The organism is Shimia sp. (genome assembly GCF_022448905.1).
Classification (GTDB): domain Bacteria; phylum Pseudomonadota; class Alphaproteobacteria; order Rhodobacterales; family Rhodobacteraceae; genus Shimia.
In genome coordinates, this window is sequence record NZ_JAKVCW010000014.1 from 1 (window position 1) to 16239 (window position 16239).

General features: G+C 56.1%; 11 protein-coding genes and 1 tRNA gene. 8 read left to right on the forward strand and 4 right to left on the reverse strand.

Annotated elements, in window-relative coordinates; all coding sequences use genetic code 11:
- Positions 1-255: 255 nt before the first annotated feature.
- From MK208_RS16030 to MK208_RS16050, 5 genes are read left to right on the forward strand one after another with little or no spacing between them, the layout of a single operon-like run.
- The gene (locus MK208_RS16030; RefSeq protein WP_294118348.1) at positions 256-1533 is read left to right on the forward strand and encodes an SIR2 family protein; all 1278 of its coding nucleotides are present in this window, start codon (positions 256-258) and stop codon (positions 1531-1533) included.
- Positions 1517-3412, forward strand: a complete 1896-nt coding sequence (locus tag MK208_RS16035) for an ATP-binding protein (RefSeq protein ID WP_294118350.1) — start codon at positions 1517-1519, stop codon at positions 3410-3412. Before MK208_RS16030 ends, MK208_RS16035 begins: the two co-directional genes overlap by 17 nt.
- Before the next feature lies 1 nt (position 3413).
- A complete protein-coding gene (locus tag MK208_RS16040; protein WP_294118351.1) occupies positions 3414-3632 on the forward strand; it encodes a KTSC domain-containing protein in 219 nt (72 codons plus the stop codon).
- 2 nt (positions 3633-3634) lie between these two features.
- Positions 3635-4657 carry a hypothetical protein gene (locus MK208_RS16045; protein WP_294118353.1) on the forward strand — a complete coding sequence of 341 codons (1023 nt, stop codon included), beginning with the start codon at positions 3635-3637 and terminating at the stop codon, positions 4655-4657.
- Between the two features lie 60 nt (positions 4658-4717).
- Positions 4718-5461: a hypothetical protein gene (locus MK208_RS16050; protein WP_294118355.1), complete on the forward strand. Its 744-nt coding sequence runs from the start codon at positions 4718-4720 to the stop codon at positions 5459-5461.
- 339 nt (positions 5462-5800) lie between these two features.
- On the opposite strand, the gene MK208_RS16055 is transcribed toward MK208_RS16050, so the two are convergent.
- Positions 5801-5875 (reverse strand) — tRNA-Gln (locus MK208_RS16055).
- A 221-nt stretch (positions 5876-6096) separates the two neighbouring features.
- Between MK208_RS16055 and MK208_RS16060 the strand changes: the two genes are divergently transcribed.
- Entirely contained in the window at positions 6097-7326 is a 1230-nt protein-coding gene (locus MK208_RS16060; RefSeq protein ID WP_294118358.1) for an acyl-CoA dehydrogenase family protein, read from the forward strand.
- A gap of 284 nt (positions 7327-7610) precedes the next feature.
- Entirely contained in the window at positions 7611-8282 is a 672-nt protein-coding gene (locus MK208_RS16065) for a hypothetical protein (RefSeq protein WP_294118359.1), read from the forward strand.
- A gap of 56 nt (positions 8283-8338) precedes the next feature.
- Here the strand turns inward: MK208_RS16065 and MK208_RS16070 are convergent, their stop codons facing one another.
- Both MK208_RS16070 and MK208_RS16075 read right to left on the reverse strand, forming a co-directional pair.
- Positions 8339-9313, reverse strand: coding sequence for a hypothetical protein (locus MK208_RS16070; protein ID WP_294118360.1), 975 nt, complete (start codon positions 9311-9313; stop codon positions 8339-8341).
- A gap of 249 nt (positions 9314-9562) precedes the next feature.
- The gene (locus tag MK208_RS16075; RefSeq protein WP_294118361.1) at positions 9563-10807 is read right to left on the reverse strand and encodes an Hsp70 family protein; all 1245 of its coding nucleotides are present in this window, start codon (positions 10805-10807) and stop codon (positions 9563-9565) included.
- A 180-nt stretch (positions 10808-10987) separates the two neighbouring features.
- Between MK208_RS16075 and MK208_RS16080 the strand changes: the two genes are divergently transcribed.
- Positions 10988-12616, forward strand: a complete 1629-nt coding sequence (locus MK208_RS16080; RefSeq protein WP_294118362.1) for a glycoside hydrolase family 43 protein — start codon at positions 10988-10990, stop codon at positions 12614-12616.
- A 158-nt stretch (positions 12617-12774) separates the two neighbouring features.
- Here the strand turns inward: MK208_RS16080 and carB are convergent, their stop codons facing one another.
- Positions 12775-16116 (reverse strand): carbamoyl-phosphate synthase large subunit, encoded by a 3342-nt coding sequence (gene carB / locus MK208_RS16085; protein ID WP_294118363.1) that lies wholly within the window; start codon positions 16114-16116, stop codon positions 12775-12777.
- Positions 16117-16239 lie beyond the last annotated feature (123 nt).

The window sequence follows — 16239 nt, forward strand, 5'->3', positions numbered from 1 at the left end:
AACACTCTCTTAGTTCACGCCGCTTTTGGTTCCAAAAACTTTGACGACGGACAGGCAGACATTTGCGTACATACCTCCAAAAGAAACTCGCCCATGACAAGCGACAAACGATGGAGATAGCGTTTGAATAGCCGGTCTAGACCTTTGCTGTTTAGGAGTTATTGATTGTTCGAGATCTTGATAGACCGCAGGAACAATCAGAGCTAGAATTGGAATCAGCTTTGGGTGGAAGGTCACTCAATGACTTGTCTATTTATGAAATTGGTTACCACTATGCTTGATGGTCACGACGTTTTTCGCGAGATCGGATATTTGCAACAGGCCCTTTCGCAAAACGGGAAACCTCTTGGTTTTATGATAAGTGCCGGTTGCCCTCTATCGATCCGAGTGAATGCAAGGGTTGAGACAGGAGACAACGGGGAGACATGGACCGCTACTGATCCACTTATTCAGGATATAGCCGGTCTCACCAAAAAGATCGGCGAAGATTTGCAATCAGGCGATACTGCGAACCCCTCAGTTTGGGATAGAGTACTCTCTGCTTTCAAGGAAGACGGAATAGAAGAACCAAACATCGAAGTCATTCTGTCGACGGTCCGAGGTCTGCGTAGTGTGGCAGGCAAGGGCAAAGTAAGAGGGCTGTCCAAAACAGAGCTGGAGGCCGTCGAGCTCGAAATTTGCAAAATCATCTCAAAGGAAGTGAACCGAGAACTCCCTGACACAAGCACCCCATACCACAACTTGGCCATTTGGGTCAGGTCAATCACCCGAGAAACCCCAGTCCATCTCTTTACCACAAACTACGATCTTCTCACTGAGCAAGCGCTCGAAGAGGAAGGAGCTCCCTATTTTGACGGCTTCATCGGTTCGAGAAAAGCATTTTTCGATTTGGCTGCCGTAGAGGACGAACAATTGATCCCTGCAAGGTGGACACGATTATGGAAAATGCACGGGTCAATAAATTGGCGGTTGGGTGATCATGGGACCGTCACTCGCGGGTTGCAGGCTGAATCGAACAAGAATTATCTGATCTATCCCTCTCATCTGAAGTACGATGAAAGCAGGAAAATGCCGTTCTTGGCGATGATGGACCGCTTTAAAAACTTCATCTTACAGCAGTCTTCGGTGCTGTTCATGTCTGGGTACTCTTTCGGCGACGAGCACATCAACAATCTGCTCCTTGAGGGTTTGCGGAGTAACCCATCCGCGATGGTTTACGGATTGCTCTTTGGAAATATGCTGGACAAGGACGGTAATCCCGACCCCAAGTATCAGAACGCTCGCACCCTTGCCCTTAAGACACCCAACCTTGCGCTCTTCTCTTCGGATGTCGGCATAATCAGTCGCCGCGAGAAGCGTTGGGTAGCTCATGATGACAACAGGGGAAGCCTGCCAGTGGGAATTGTTCATGTTCCGAATGCCGAGGATGATGGTGAACAGTTTTGCGAGTGTAAGATCGGTGATTTCCTGATGTTTACAGACATGCTCAAGAACATATCTGGACCGAGGGATACCGATGTCGAACAACGCTGAAACGTCACTTGGAACCGTCCAAGACGTTAGTGGCGTGTCAATCAGCGTCACGATGAATTCAAAGCGGCTGTCCGGGTTAACGTTTGTGCACGGACACGCTCATCGCATCGGACAACTAGGCAGTTTTGTAAAGATTCCAATCGGCTATATCGACTTGTTTGGCATCGTTTCCCAGGTTGGAGCCAGCGCGATCCCAGATGCACTCAAAGATGAAAACACTACGTCTCACAGATGGTTGACTGTACAACTGATCGGAGAAGGTTCGCGGCAGGGGAATTTCCAGCGTGGTATATCGCAATACCCAACAATTGATGACGAAGTTCATCTGGTCACAGAAGCAGATTTAGCCAAAATCTATGGCAACAAAGGTGAGCAAAATCATCTTGTTAAGATCGGCCATATCGCCGGTTCCGAATCTATTGAAGCATTGGTTGACGTCAACAGATTGGTTACAAGACACTCAGCTATTGTAGGCACGACAGGCTCAGGCAAATCAACGACCGTCGCTGGTTTGCTGGACGCGCTATCAGAGCCGGAAAGCTTCCCCTCCTCACGTATCGTTGTTGTTGATATCCACGGCGAGTACGGTAAAGCTCTCAAAGAAAGAGCAAATGTCTTCAAAATTAGCCCGGATGAACGCAACTCTTGGGAAAAAAGCCTATTTCTACCGTATTGGGCGATGAGTTTTGATGAGTTTTTGGCCGTAACTTTCGGAAGCCTACCCCCTAATGCTAGGAATGTGATCCTCGAAAAGGTGATCGAACTCAAAGCCTCAACCCTAGAGTCATACCCTGTACTCGGCATCACGAGAGAGACCGTTGGAGCAGATAGTCCAGTCCCATTTAGTCTGCATCGACTATGGTACGACCTGTATTGCCACGAGTTTGGCACCTATTACTCTGATGGCGGCAAGCTGCCAGAGCAGGCGAATTGGGCGTTCGAGCTAGATGCAAAGGGTAAAGAGAAACGCGGAGATCACTCAAAGGGAATTCCGCCAAAATTCAAAAAAAACAAGAACGTAGCAGGTGACAACGAGAAGATCACTAAGCTGCCAAATCCACTGAATATTCAAGGGCCGTTGGAAAATCTCGGTGCGAGGCTAAGAGTCGCACGCTATGATTTCCTCCTAAATCCTGGTGACTGGAAGCCAGACCCACACGGCAAAGTAGAAGCTGATCTTCCGGCCCTGCTACAGAGCTGGATCGGCAGCGGCAAACCGATCTCAGTTTTGGATCTTTCAGGAGTGCCCACTTCCATCCTCAATGAAGTTGTCGGGATTTTCCTGCGAGTGCTCTACGACGCAATGTTTTGGGCACGGAACCTTTCTCAGGGAGCTAGGGAGCGCCCACTGCTCGTGGTGATGGAAGAGGCTCACCTCTATCTAAATGACGAACTTCAAGGCCTGGCCTCCTCCATCGTAAAACGTATCGTTAAAGAGGGGCGAAAGTACGGGATAGGAGCGATGATCGTAAGCCAAAGACCATCTGAGATTAACTCTACGATCCTGTCGCAATGCGGAACTTTCTTTGCGTTGAGACTGAGCAACTCAAGTGATCGCTCGCACATCACTGGCGCTTTGTCGGACAACTTGGAAGGCCTTACCAATATGTTGCCGGTTCTTCGCACTGGTGAGGCGATCGTGCTGGGTGAGGCTGTTAGCCTTCCAATGAGAACCATGATCTCGGCTCCTCCGGAGGGGGCCAGACCGGACAGCCAGGATCCATTGGTTTGCGACGTTTTGCCACCAGAACTCTCTAGGAACCCAGGAGGGTGGGGCGTAAAAGGTAACTCCGACCTAGGGAAAGCATTTGAAGACGTAAGCCAAGTTTGGCGGCGGCAAAATCCTGTTCTACCGGCACCCAAAAAGAAGGAAGACTAAAATGGCTTGGGAGACTTTCGACAATTTTCAGTCATCGAATATAGCTCAACTGAAGTACGATGCCGAGACGTGGACACTTGAGGTGACCTTTCACGGTGGCAGCACGTACCACTATTTTGACGTTCCCGAACAATTGTGGGAGGGCATCAAGAACGCCGACTCGAAGGGTGTCTTCCTAAATGCCGAGATCAAAGGGCACTATCGGTACTCCAAGGTCTAAAGATGCCAATTGTTAAGCTAAATCAGCAGTCTAATCGGGTTGGGATTGACAAGTTCGAAGTTGAAAACCCTGTTGTTTTTGGGTTTTTCGACAAGTTGCCTGCCGCCGAGAGGGACAAAGCGCTCCTCAAAGCGTTAAACATCGGCGTACTTGCTCTAATGGAAGACCGACTCTCGTCATTTTTGGCAAAGACGTCCAATCACCTTGGGACCGAGCTTGAAAGCCTTAAGATGATCTTTGATATGAAGCAGGAGATTTTTTTACGCTCGGCCGTCAAGGGCCTCGTAGCTGAAGAAGAAATCGCCGAGTTTCTAGGAAACTTCTTCAAGGAACAAAGGCTGGCAGACACAGTCTCGCTTACAGGGGCTACAAAGGGGAAACTGGGGAACAACAAAACAGGCGACATAGTCTGTGAAGTCGACGGCAAAGACGACAAAAGGATTGTGATTGAGTCCAAGTTCGACAAGAGCCTTTCCCTCGGCGAAATTGGCTCAAGAGACGTCTTTGCGAGTGGTGCAGATACGGCTTGGAGCCAACTGATCGAAGCTCAAGCAAACCGAGAAGGCAAGACGGCAATTATCGTTTTTGATGTCGCTTCAGTTAGCAACTCTGTGTCCAAAGCTGTACAGAATGTCAGGTTCGTTCCTGAATTCGGATTTTGCGTAATCGTAGATAGTGGCAAGGGAGATTATACCAATCTCGTTATTGCCTACATGCTTGCTCGAGATTTAATCAAGAACGCTACCCAGATAGAATTGGACAAAGATTTCCTTGCACTTTTCGTCAACCGAATGATCAAAGATGTCGGTGAAGTTAGACAAATAGAAAAGCTCGTACGGAGCAACATCCAAAACAACAAGAAGATTTTGGAACAACTAGAGAAAAGCCTTCTCACATTGGAGTTTACGCAGGAATACCTTATGAAGTTCTTGTCAGATGGTACGTTGAGCAAAGAAGACTTGCTTAACTTCTATTCAGGTGACCAAGTGCGTGCAAAATTCAAGGAAGTCGACGTATTGGGTTAGTTCCCTCGGGCTTTCTGGCCACTGGCTTGAGCTTTGGTATGATCTGTAGTCTGACTTGCAATGACTGCTTCGGGGAAGCCGCATTGCAGCATTCCTCTAGTTGAACAATATCCGCAAAGAGCCTCGTTGCGATCCATCAATAACTGGCTTGAGCAATCCGATATCGAGTGCACATTGGCAACCACTGAAGATCGGCGATTGAAGCGGATCTTTAACAACGGCGACTTCCAGCAGGGAGGCCGGTTGTATGGTGGCTTCTGGCAGAAGTTGGGGGCGGTTGATCGACTGAGCAGCATCATCATTGATGACGATAGTGTTGTTGAGCTGGACTATGGGCAGATGGGGTTGATGCTGTTGTATGGCTTGGCTAAGGCCACCCCACCGGAGGAGGACCTATATGACCTCTCTGCGTACGGCATCCCTACGTCCAGCCGGTCAGGGATCAAGAAGGTCATCCAAGCAGCAATCAACAGCAAGAAGCCCCTCAAGAGGATGCCACAGGGAGCCAGGAAGTCCTTCCCTAAGGGGATAACTGTTGGGAGTGTCCTGAAGGCCGTTAGCCAGCGCCACCCTGAGGTGTACCCCTACTTCAATGCTGGCATAGGCATGAAGATCATGCGCCTAGAGTCAGACATCCTTGTTGATGTTCTGCTGTCCCTGAAGGCCAAAGGGATCACTGCTTTACCCATCCATGACGCTATCTTGGTGAATGCGAACTACGAAGCAAAAGCACAGGAGGTCATGAAGGAAGAGTTCCGGCGGAAAGTTGGTTTGCTACCTGAGATCACTACCGAGCACCCCTAGGGCTCCTAGTGACAGAGAGGGGGATGTCTATCTCTAGTGGGAGTGGTGAGGGTTAGGTTAGTTATGGATTATTTATTTATAACAACTACCTACCAGTATCACATACCCTCTAGGGGAGGGATTTATCCCCCATCCTCATTAATAGGCCCCGTAAGGAAGGGAAAGCTTAAGGGTCCCAGTCTAGGGGGCTTAAGTGGACTCCAATCAGACCATCTCTGTCCACCACACTGGGTCCCAGTCTCCCTGTCTCAGACCACCCAAACCAACCGGGGCATAAACAGGGGCATTTCTTAGACCCGTGGCGGACCTAGCTGCTTGCTTGTATCGATCAAGGAATAGTGGCTGGGGTGGTAGGATTCGAACCTACGATGCGCTGTACCAAAAACAGGTGCCTTACCACTTGGCTACACCCCAACTGTGAGGCAGGGTTTACTTAGCAGCGCGGGGAGGCGCAAGAGCAGAAATGCATTTTTGGCAGAAAAAATTTCTCTCAAAATACAGAAAAATTTTCGGAGTTTTTTAGGACTTCGCTAACCCCTGATTTTTAAGACCCTGCGTCATTTTCAATCCCCCTCGTGGACAAGAGGACCGCCCGCGCGACATGGTGGGGCAACGAGTTGGAGAGGAGTTGGGCGATGTTTCTGGGAATGCGACCCGAAAACGAAAAGCTGTTGGCGCAGGTCAAAGAGATGATCCGCGAGGAGGTGATGCCTCTGGAGGAGGAATACCATGCGGAGATCGGCAAAGGTGACCGTTGGGCCTACACGGACCGTCAGGCGGAAATTCTTGAGGGGCTCAAAGCCAAGGCCAAGGAGCGGGGCTTGTGGAACTTCTGGCTGACCGATTCCGACAAAGGGTTTGGGCTCTCCACCGTGGAATATGCCTTCTTTGCTGAGGAGATGGGCAAGACGCCTTTGGGCGCTGAAGTGTTCAACTGCTCCGCGCCGGATACCGGCAATATGGAGGTGTTTGAACGCTATGGCAGCGACGCCATGAAAGAGGAATGGCTGAAGCCGCTTTTGAATGGCGAAATCCGTTCCGCCTATCTGATGACGGAGCCGGATGTGGCCAGCTCGGATGCCACGAACATCGAGATGTCCTGTGTGCGCGATGGCGACGACTATGTGCTAAATGGCGAGAAATATTGGGCTTCTGGCGCCGGAGACCCGCGCTGCAAAGTCTATATCGTGATGGTGAAAACCGGTGGGGATGATCTGCCGGTGCACAAACGCCAGTCAATGATTGTGGTGCCTGCGGGCACCGAGGGCATCGAGATTTTGCGGCCCATGATGGTCTACGGGCAGGATGACGCGCCGCATGGGCATATGCACATCAAGTTTAGCAATGTGCGCGTGCCAGCGGAGAACATGCTGCTGGGCGAAGGGCGTGGTTTTGAGATTGCACAGGGGCGGCTTGGGCCCGGGCGCATCCACCATTGTATGCGCGCGATTGGACAGGCCGAGGCGGCGCTGGAGCGGATGTGCAAACGCGCGCTGAGCCGGGAGGCCTTTGGCAAGAAGCTGGCGCATCTGGGCGCGAACTACGACATCATTGCCGAGTGCCGTATGGAGATTGAGCAGGCGCGGCTGCTGTGTCTTAAGACCGCCTGGATCATGGATCAGGGCGACGCGCGGGCGGCGGCGCCGTGGATCAGCCAGATCAAAGTGGTGGCGCCCAATGTGGCCCTGAAAGTGATCGACGAGGCGGTGCAGATGTTTGGCGGCACCGGCATTTCGCAGGACACGCCGCTGGCGCAGGCCTGGACACACGTGCGAACGTTGCGTCTGGCGGACGGTCCGGACGCAGTGCACCGCCGCCAAGTGGCCCGCAAAGAGCTGCGTCAATACACGCAGGAAAAGGTCTGATTTTCACGTCGGTATGGCGTCGGTATCGCGACTGTTTTGCGGAGGTGCGTGTTTTGAGGCCCCGACTCGGTGAGCCGGGGCCTATTTTTGTTGCATTGCGGAAGCGCGCAACAGCGGGCGGTGGGGTAATAGACTGTTCAATGGGAAAACAAACTTGGGAGATGCCCTCATTACCCAGCCACTCAAGACTGGGCCTGGCTATTTTGCGATAGGCACGTCTAGTGGTTTTGAAGCTCCTGTTATGCGTGTATTGCTGCGTTGCACATGCATGGAGTGAATTGGCAATGACTATTGATAACTGGCCCCGTCCCGCCTTTACCTTAGGCGCTGTGTTGGCGTTTTTGTCTGGCTGTGGCATCCCGCCAGTAGACACCAAAACAATTAGTCAGTCGCCAGCACGACCGCAGGACATGGCACTTGCGGAAAAAGCTGTGCGTGCCTGTGCCGGTGTCCCAAATAATGACAAAGTAACGCGCGCACTTACAAATGCAGGATTCCAGGTGACAACGGTTCAAGCGCCCATTCGAGGCGGGCGCACAGTTGGCCGGTATGACGTCCAGTCGCCAAATGACCGCGTGATTGTCTTCTATCAAGCGCGCACCTGCTATGTCGGCGTGGTGGACATGACGCCGGCGCAGTCAAAGGAACTGGCGACTTTCTGGGTTGATGCTTATGACGCGGAGCCAAATGGGACTTATGGTGATGGCCTTTCTGACCACGTATCAGGTGCGTGGCGGCGCCACTTCTATGAATGGCCAAACCATATCAATTTGTACATTGCGGCTTACAAGACTTGGCCCAGCGGGCCGTATGACCCTCAAAAAAAGTATGGCTTCGACATTGGTGACGTTTTCCCGAACACCAAAGGTGCGGCGGTAAAGCTGGAATACGTCTCTCGGTGCAAGTCGTACAAGCCATTGGGCAAAGATACGGAAATTGTTCACACCTGCAGTTGATACGATGAACCCTTTTTGGGTGCTTTGGGGATCTAGTGCGCTGGCTTTTCCTGGCTTCAAAACAGCCTTGCGTGTTGGTCCCACAACAAGAGGGCTTCGCTCTCTTCGTAGCGCCTGCGCATTTGTGGGGTTTCGAGGTGGGTCATAAACAGGCGTGTGACGGGGACGTGCTGCCAATAGAGCGCGGCGTGGCGTTTGCTGTGGCCATCTTTCAGGAACCGCAGGGCGACTTCGCGGCTGAAGGTTGTGGAGACAAAGCCGGTGGTGCGCGGTGGTGTGAGTGGCTCATCGGAATAGATCACGCGGTAGAGCTGCAGGTGGGTTTGTCCAAGTAGGTCAAAGGCGGCGCGGAGAAAGGCGAGGCGGGCGAGGATGTGGCGTTGGCGATGGGCGAGCGAGTTGGGGCCTGTCAGTTCGGCGGTGTCGCGCAGGATGCGGCCCTCAAAGGGGCACAGGCCGAGATCGGCGAGGGCAAGGCGGTGGGCCTTGATGGTTTCGCCTGCGTGCGGGTTGCTGATGTAGTGCGTGGCAAAATCAGTCTCGAGATTGGCGACCTCGTGCAAGCTGAGCCAGTTGGTCAGGGCCGTTGGGTCTTGAAAGGCACTGAAGCTGTCAAGCGGTTGGTCGGGCGTTGGGTGGTGGCCTGTGTTGTGCAGCCAGTCACGGGCTTGCTGGGTGAGGGTGTTCAGTTTGGAGAGCGACGTGGTGCGGTTTTCAGTATCAACGGGCACCCGTAGAGGCTGATCGAACTGGTCACAGGCGGACTGGCGCGCGACGATGATTGCGGCTGAGTGGGCAGGCGTGTCCGGGGCGCAGAGGAATTTGTCTGCTTGCCGGAGTGGAAAAGTCCATTGCGCTCCTATGTCTTCGAAGGCGCGCACTTCGACTGTGAAGCTGGCGGTGTCCTCGGACACGGAGAGGACGCGCACAGGGGTGCGGCGAGGGTCGCGCATCCATAACAGAACGCCCACGTGCAGCTTAGAGAAATGCGCTGGTTGGGCGTTTTCAGGAGGGGGAGAGGCGCTTGTCATAGTGCATCATTGCACCTTTGTGGCGCGCGTCAATTGAATGTGTGTTGAGGTTCTAGGAGGGGGCGCGCGCGAACCGAGGGGTGGAAGCGAAGCGCCCGCCCCGTCACGCCGTAGGCGTGCCGTTTTTTGATTTGGCGCACCTTTGGTGCGACGGGGCGGTTCACCTCTCGGGAGCTTGCTTTGCAAGCCTCTGTTGACCAGTGGGGCGCTGCCAAATCTGTGATTTGGCATGGTGGTGAATAAAACCCGCTACCGCCGTTCCGCTGCAATCGCCAAGCCATCGGCAACGGCGGTGAAGACCTCGGACACTTTGTGCTCGGCCTGCGGGAAGCGCGCTTTGGCGGTGTCTTGCACCACCGACAACAGGCTGGAGCCGCCGACGTAGATCACTTGGGTCACGTCCTGCGCGGCGGTGCCTGTGTCGGTCAGGATGTCCACCATGGCCTGATCGAGCTTGGCGGCGTTGCCGGCAAGGATGTCGGGCAGCAGCGCGGGGGGCAGGGGGACGGTTAGGGTGCTGTCGAGCACTGAGAGGTCGATTTTGGGGTTGGCGTTGGCCTTGCTGGCGGAGACTTTGCCCGCCTCCACCGCAAAGGCGATGTCGTGGCCCAACTCATCGCGCAGGACCTCGGCGAGGCGGGCGATTTGCTCGGGCGCTTGGGCTTGGCGCAGCATGTCGTCCACGGCGCGGCGGGTTTGCGCTGTATACAGGAAGGGGATTTTCTCCCAGGTGGCGAGGTCGTTGAAGATCGCCGCCGGGGCGGAGTGGGTGCCGCTGCCAAACTGGTTGCGCAGCTCGGTGCCGCGTCCCAAGAGCGGCATGACACGGTCGATGCTGATGGCGCGGTCAAAGTCGGTGCCGCCGATGCGCACGCCGTGGTTGGCCAGCGTGTCGATGCCCGTCTCGGTGGTGCGAAACAGAGTGAAGTCGGAGGTGCCGCCGCCGATATCGACGATCAGACCGAGTTGGCCGGGCTGCTCCAGCGCGCCGTTGGCGATGGCGGCAGCCTCGGGTTCGGCCATGAAGGTGACGCCGGTGAAACCGGCCGCGAGATAGCAGGCGCGCAGATCGGCTTCGGCTTGCGCCTCGCGTGGGTCGTTTGCGCCGTGGAAGACCACCGGGCGGCCGGAGAGGGCGTGGTCAAACGTCAGGCTGGTTTGCGCCTCAGCCGTGGTTTTGATGTGGCGCAGGAAGCGGGCGATGATGTCGACAAAGGTCACGCGCTCGTTCAGGATCTGGCGCTTTTCATGCATCAGCGTGGTGCCAAGCACGCGTTTGAGAGCGCGCATGAAGCGGCCTTCAAGCCCGTCCAGAAGGGCTTGGTTCGCCGGGGTGCCGAGCAGGGTTTTGCGGCTGTCAAAGTCAAAGAAGAAAGTGGTCGGCAGGGTGGTTTCGCCGTGGGCGAAAGTCATCAGATGGGGCGCGCCGTTCACGGCCACACCTGCGGCGGAGTTGGAGGTGCCAAAGTCGATGCCAAGGGTGTGGGTGTGCATGGTCCGGTCTCCGCCACTGAAAACGAAGGCGCGGGTTTAGGGGGGTACGGCAGGGTGGTCAAGTGGGGGATCGCCGACGTGCGTTGTGGATTTAATTAGTTTGAGTGTCGAAATAATTATTGGCGTGGGGGAAAAAGCCTGTTTAGGTGGGCGGGTCAGAAATGTTGGGGAGGCATGATGATGACCGTAAAAACCATTCGGAATTCGATTCTGCGCGGGTTTAATCCGGATCCGTCGATCTGTCGTGTGGGGGAGGATTTCTACATCGCGACCTCGACGTTTGAGTGGTATCCGGGGGTGCAGATCAGCCATTCGAAAGACTTGGTGAATTGGCTCACCCTGCCGCAGCCGCTCAATCGCCCAAGCCAGTTGGACATGCGAGGCAATCCGGACAGTTGTGGGATTTGGGCACCGGCGCTGAGTTATGCGGATGGGAAGTTCTGGCTGATCTACACGGATGTGAAGCGGCTGGATGGCAACTTCAAAGATGCGCACAACTATCTGGTGACGGCGGAGAACATCGAGGGACCGTGGTCTGATCCGGTTTACCTGAACTCGAGTGGGTTTGACCCATCGCTGTTTCATGACGCGGATGGGCGCAAATATCTGGTCAACGTGGTGTGGAACCATTTGGCGACAATGGGCAATGCGAACACGCGCGGGGCGTCGTTTTTTGGTGGGATCTTGTTGCAGGAGTACAGTGTTGAAGAAGAACGATTGGTGGGGGAGATCACCAATATCTTTGCGGGCAGTGACCTTGGGCTGACCGAAGCGCCGCATCTGATGCAGCGCAACGGGTATTACTACTTGATCACGGCGGAAGGGGGCACGGGATACGAGCATGCGGTGACCTATGCGCGGTCCAAGGAGTTGCGCGGGCCGTATGAGCTGCATCCGCAGAAGCATCTGGTGCATGTGCACGACAATGACGCCAGCCCATTGCAGCGCACGGGACATGGGCAATATGTCGAGTTGGAGGATGGCTCGGTCTATCACACGTTCCTGACCACGCGGCCTTTGCCGGGGATGCGGCGCTCGCAGATGGGGCGGGAGACCGGGATTGCGAAATGTGCCTGGGGGGCGGATGACTGGCTCTATCTGGAGGAGGGCGGCATGGTGCCGTCGGTGGAACAGCCTGCGCCGGATTTGCCGGAGCATCCGTGGCCCGCGCCACGGGAGCGGTTTGAGTTTGCAGATATGTCGGTGCTGCCGCCACAGTTGCAGTGGCTGCGCAGTCCGGAACCTGCGCGGTTGTTTGATCTGAGCGGGGGCGCGTTGCGGCTGTTTGGACGGGAGTCGATTGGGTCGTGGTTTGAGCAGGCCCTGGTGGCGGCGCGTCAAACGGAGTGGCAGTGCACGGCGGAGACAGAGGTGCAGTTTGCGCCGGACAGCTATCAGCAGATGGCCGGGCTGACAGCCTATTACAATCGCACGCAGTTTCATTATCTGGCACTGACCATGGACCCGGCGACCGGCGAGCGGGCGTTGACGGTCCTGTCCTGTCTGGATTGGCCGGAGGGCCGGTTGACCTATCCGCTGGGTGAGATGGTCGCGATGCCGCAGGACGGCGTGGTGCGGATGAAGTTGGAGATCAATCGCGCGGACTTGCAGTTTTTCTATGCGCTGGAGGATGGCGATTGGCAGGCGATTGGGCCGGTGCTGGATGCCTCGCGGTTGTCCGACGAAGGCGTGCGCGGGGAGCATTCCAATTTCACCGGCTGTTTTGTCGGGATGTGCGCGCAGGATATGACCGGGCGGGCGCAGGCGGCGGATTTTGCGTATTTTGAGGTGAATAACCGAGAAGAGTAAGTGTAGCGGCCGAACCGAGGGGTGGGAAGCGAAGCGCCCGCCCCGTGGGGGCGGTTCGGGCGCTGCCAAATCTGTGATTTGGCTAAGGCTCTAATGTAGAGAAGCACAAAAAAAAAGGCGCCCCATTGAGGCGCCTTTTTCCGTTCTTACACAGAGGTTTAGCCCTGCAGGCTGCGCACTTCCAGATCGCCTTCTTCGCGCGCTTTCATGGCGCGGGCAGCGGCGTGGGACGCGGCAGCTGTGGTGAAGTAGGGGATCTTGTCGTAGAGCGCGACGGAGCGGATTTCGCGGCTGTCGTTCACGGCTTGGGCGCCTTCGGTGGTGTTCATCACCAAAGACACGTCGCCGTTTTTCAGCACGTCCACGATGTTTGGACGGCCCTCATAGACCTTGTTGACCTTTTCACAGGCCACGCCTTGCTCGTTCAGCCATGCGGCTGTGCCGGATGTGGCAACAACCGAGAAGCCCAGATCGATCAGGATGTTGGCCGCGTCCACCATCGTGGCGGTCTTGTCGTCGTCCTTGACCGAGATGAAGGCTTTGCCTTCGGTTGGCAGCACCATGCCTGCGCCCATCTGTGCCTTCAGGAAGGCGCGGGCGAAGGAGCGGTCCCAGCCCATGACTTCGCCAGTGGAGCGCATTTCTGGGCCGAGGATGGTGTCGACACCCGGGAATCGGGCGAAGGGCAGCACGGCTTCCTTAACCGAGAACCAAGGCATGTTGGGGTCTGCCAAGGTCATCTGATCCGCAATCGGCTGATCCTTGGTGGCGTCGAGTTCCACATAGGGGGCGCGTTTTGGGAAGCCTGCCAGTTTCTCGCCTGCCATGATGCGCGCAGCGATGGAAGCAATCGCGCTGTCGGTGGATTTGGCCACAAACGGCACGGTGCGCGACGCACGTGGGTTCACCTCGATGAGGTAAATCTCGCCGTCTTTGACCGCGAACTGCACGTTCATCAGGCCGACAACATTGAGCGCGATGGCCAGTGCGTGGGTCTGACGCTCGATTTCTGCGATGGTGTCTTTGCTGAGCGAGTAGGGCGGCAGGGAGCAGGCGGAGTCACCGGAGTGTACGCCGGCTTCTTCGATGTGCTGCATGATGCCGGTGATGTGCACGTCGGTGCCGTCGCTGAGCGCATCCACGTCCAGTTCGACTGCGCCCGCGAGGTAGCTGTCGAGCAGCACAGGGCTGTCGCCAGAGACCACCACGGCTTCGGCGATGTAGCGTTCCAGCTGGGCCATGTCGCGCACGATTTCCATGGCGCGGCCACCAAGAACGTAGGACGGGCGGATCACCAGCGGGAAGCCGATGTCTTCGGCAATGGAGAGCGCTTCGGCGTCGGTAGAGGCGATGCCGTTCTTAGGCTGTTTCAGCTCCAGTTTGTTGACCAGCGCCTGGAAGCGTTCGCGGTCTTCGGCGAGGTCGATGGCGTCTGGGGTAGTGCCGAGGATTGGAATGCCTTCGGCTTCCAGCGCGTTGGCCAGTTTCAACGGGGTCTGACCGCCAAACTGCACGATCACCCCATGAAGAGTGCCGTTGTCTTGCTCGACGCGCAGGATTTCCATCACGTGCTCAAAGGTGAGCGGCTCAAAATACAGACGGTCGGAGGTGTCGTAGTCGGTGGACACGGTCTCCGGGTTGCAGTTGATCATGATGGTTTCATAGCCCTGATCCGTCAGCGCGTAGCAGGCATGACAGCAGCAGTAGTCAAACTCGATGCCCTGACCAATCCGGTTTGGACCGCCACCCAGGATCACAACTTTCTTGCGGTCGCTTGGGCGGGCCTCACATTCCACTTCGCCCATCATCGGGGTTTCGTAGGTGGAGTACATGTACGGCGTCTGCGCCTCAAATTCCGCGGCACAGGTGTCAATGCGTTTGAACGCGGCGGTGACACCGAGGGTGGTGCGGGCTTTGCGCACCTCGGTTTCGGATAGGCCGGTCAGTTTGGACAGGCGCGCGTCGGTGAAGCCGAGCATCTTGAGTTGGCGCATCGCCTTCTCATCGGTTGGCAGGCCGTTGGCTGCCACTTCGGCCTCAGCATCCACGATCTCGCGGATGCGATCCAGGAACCATGGGTCAAACATGGTGACGTTCTGGATTTCGTCGTTGGTCAGGCCGTGACGCATGGCCTGCGCGATGGTGCGCAGGCGGTCCGGGGTGGCGGCGCTGATCGCTTTGATCACGGCGGCTTTTCCGGAGGAGGGGTCGTCGGCGCCTTCGATGGCGATCTCGTCAAAGCCGGTCAGGCCGCTTTCCATGGAGGCGAGGGCCTTTTGCATGGACTCGTGGATGGTGCGGCCAATGGACATGGCTTCGCCCACGGATTTCATCGCGGTGGTCAGGTTTGGCTCGGAGCCTGGGAATTTCTCAAAGGCGAACTTCGGGATCTTGGTGACAACATAGTCGATGGTTGGCTCAAAGGACGCGGGCGTCACTTTGGTGATGTCGTTGTCGAGTTCGTCGAGCGTGTAGCCCACAGCCAGTTTCGCAGCGATCTTGGCAATCGGGAAGCCGGTGGCTTTGGAGGCCAAGGCAGATGAGCGGGACACGCGTGGGTTCATTTCGATTACAACCATACGGCCGTCGACCGGGTTTACCGCCCACTGCACGTTGGAGCCGCCGGTTTCCACGCCGATCTCACGCAGCACGTTGATCGAGTGGTTGCGCATGATCTGATATTCTTTGTCGGTCAGGGTCAGCGCCGGGGCCACGGTGATGGAGTCACCGGTGTGCACGCCCATGGGATCGACGTTTTCGATGGAGCAGACGATGATAGCGTTGTCGGCGCGGTCGCGCACCACTTCCATCTCGTATTCTTTCCAGCCCAGCAGGCTTTCATCTACGAGGATCTGGTTCACCGGGGAGGCGTCCATGCCGGTGCGGCAGAAGTGGATATAGTCGTCACGATTGTAGGCCACGCCACCGCCGGTGCCGCCCATGGTAAACGCAGGACGGATGATGGCTGGCAGGCCGATGTCTTCGAGTTCTTCCAACGCGAGGCGGATGCCTTCGTCCAGGTCAGCGGAGCCGTCGTCTTTCTTTGGCGCGGTCACAATGGACGCGCGCGGGTTTTCGATGCCGAGGCGGTCCATGGCTTCGCGGAAGAGTTTGCGGTCTTCGGCCATCTCAATGGCGTTGCGGTCCGCGCCGATCATTTCCACGCCGAATTTTTCCAAAACGCCCATTTCTTCCACCGCGAGTGCGGTGTTGAGGCCGGTCTGCCCCCCCATTGTGGGCAGCAGCGCGTCGGGGCGCTCCTTTTTGATGATCTTGGCCACGATCTCCGGAGTGATCGGCTCGATATAGGTTGCGTCCGCCATGTTGGGGTCGGTCATAATCGTCGCCGGGTTGGAGTTCACCAGGATGACGCGATATCCCTCTTCTCGCAGCGCTTTACAGGCTTGCGCGCCGGAGTAATCAAATTCACAGGCTTGGCCAATCACAATGGGGCCGGCCCCGATGATCATGATCGAGGAGATGTCGGTTCTTTTGGGCATGGTGGACCTCGGGCTGGTGGCAGCGATGTCTTGGCGGGCAGGAGTCGCCAAATACGCAAATTGTCGTGCGTTATACGGATCAGAAGGCCGGGCGCAAGGGGGATCGGAAATTTGTCGTAAAGC

Bases quoted from the DNA above. Each gene is read 5' to 3' on its own strand.
- MK208_RS16030 (WP_294118348.1), top strand. From the start codon at position 256: ATGAAATTGGTTACCACTATGCTTGATGGTCACGACGTTTTTCGCGAG.
- MK208_RS16035 (WP_294118350.1), top strand. From the start codon at position 1,517: ATGTCGAACAACGCTGAAACGTCACTTGGAACCGTCCAAGACGTTAGT.
- MK208_RS16040 (WP_294118351.1), top strand. From the start codon at position 3,414: ATGGCTTGGGAGACTTTCGACAATTTTCAGTCATCGAATATAGCTCAA.
- MK208_RS16045 (WP_294118353.1), top strand. From the start codon at position 3,635: ATGCCAATTGTTAAGCTAAATCAGCAGTCTAATCGGGTTGGGATTGAC.
- MK208_RS16050 (WP_294118355.1), top strand. From the start codon at position 4,718: ATGACTGCTTCGGGGAAGCCGCATTGCAGCATTCCTCTAGTTGAACAA.
- MK208_RS16060 (WP_294118358.1), top strand. From the start codon at position 6,097: ATGTTTCTGGGAATGCGACCCGAAAACGAAAAGCTGTTGGCGCAGGTC.
- MK208_RS16065 (WP_294118359.1), top strand. From the start codon at position 7,611: ATGACTATTGATAACTGGCCCCGTCCCGCCTTTACCTTAGGCGCTGTG.
- MK208_RS16070 (WP_294118360.1), bottom strand. From the start codon at position 9,313: ATGACAAGCGCCTCTCCCCCTCCTGAAAACGCCCAACCAGCGCATTTC.
- MK208_RS16075 (WP_294118361.1), bottom strand. From the start codon at position 10,807: ATGCACACCCACACCCTTGGCATCGACTTTGGCACCTCCAACTCCGCC.
- MK208_RS16080 (WP_294118362.1), top strand. From the start codon at position 10,988: ATGACCGTAAAAACCATTCGGAATTCGATTCTGCGCGGGTTTAATCCG.
- carB (WP_294118363.1), bottom strand. From the start codon at position 16,116: ATGCCCAAAAGAACCGACATCTCCTCGATCATGATCATCGGGGCCGGC.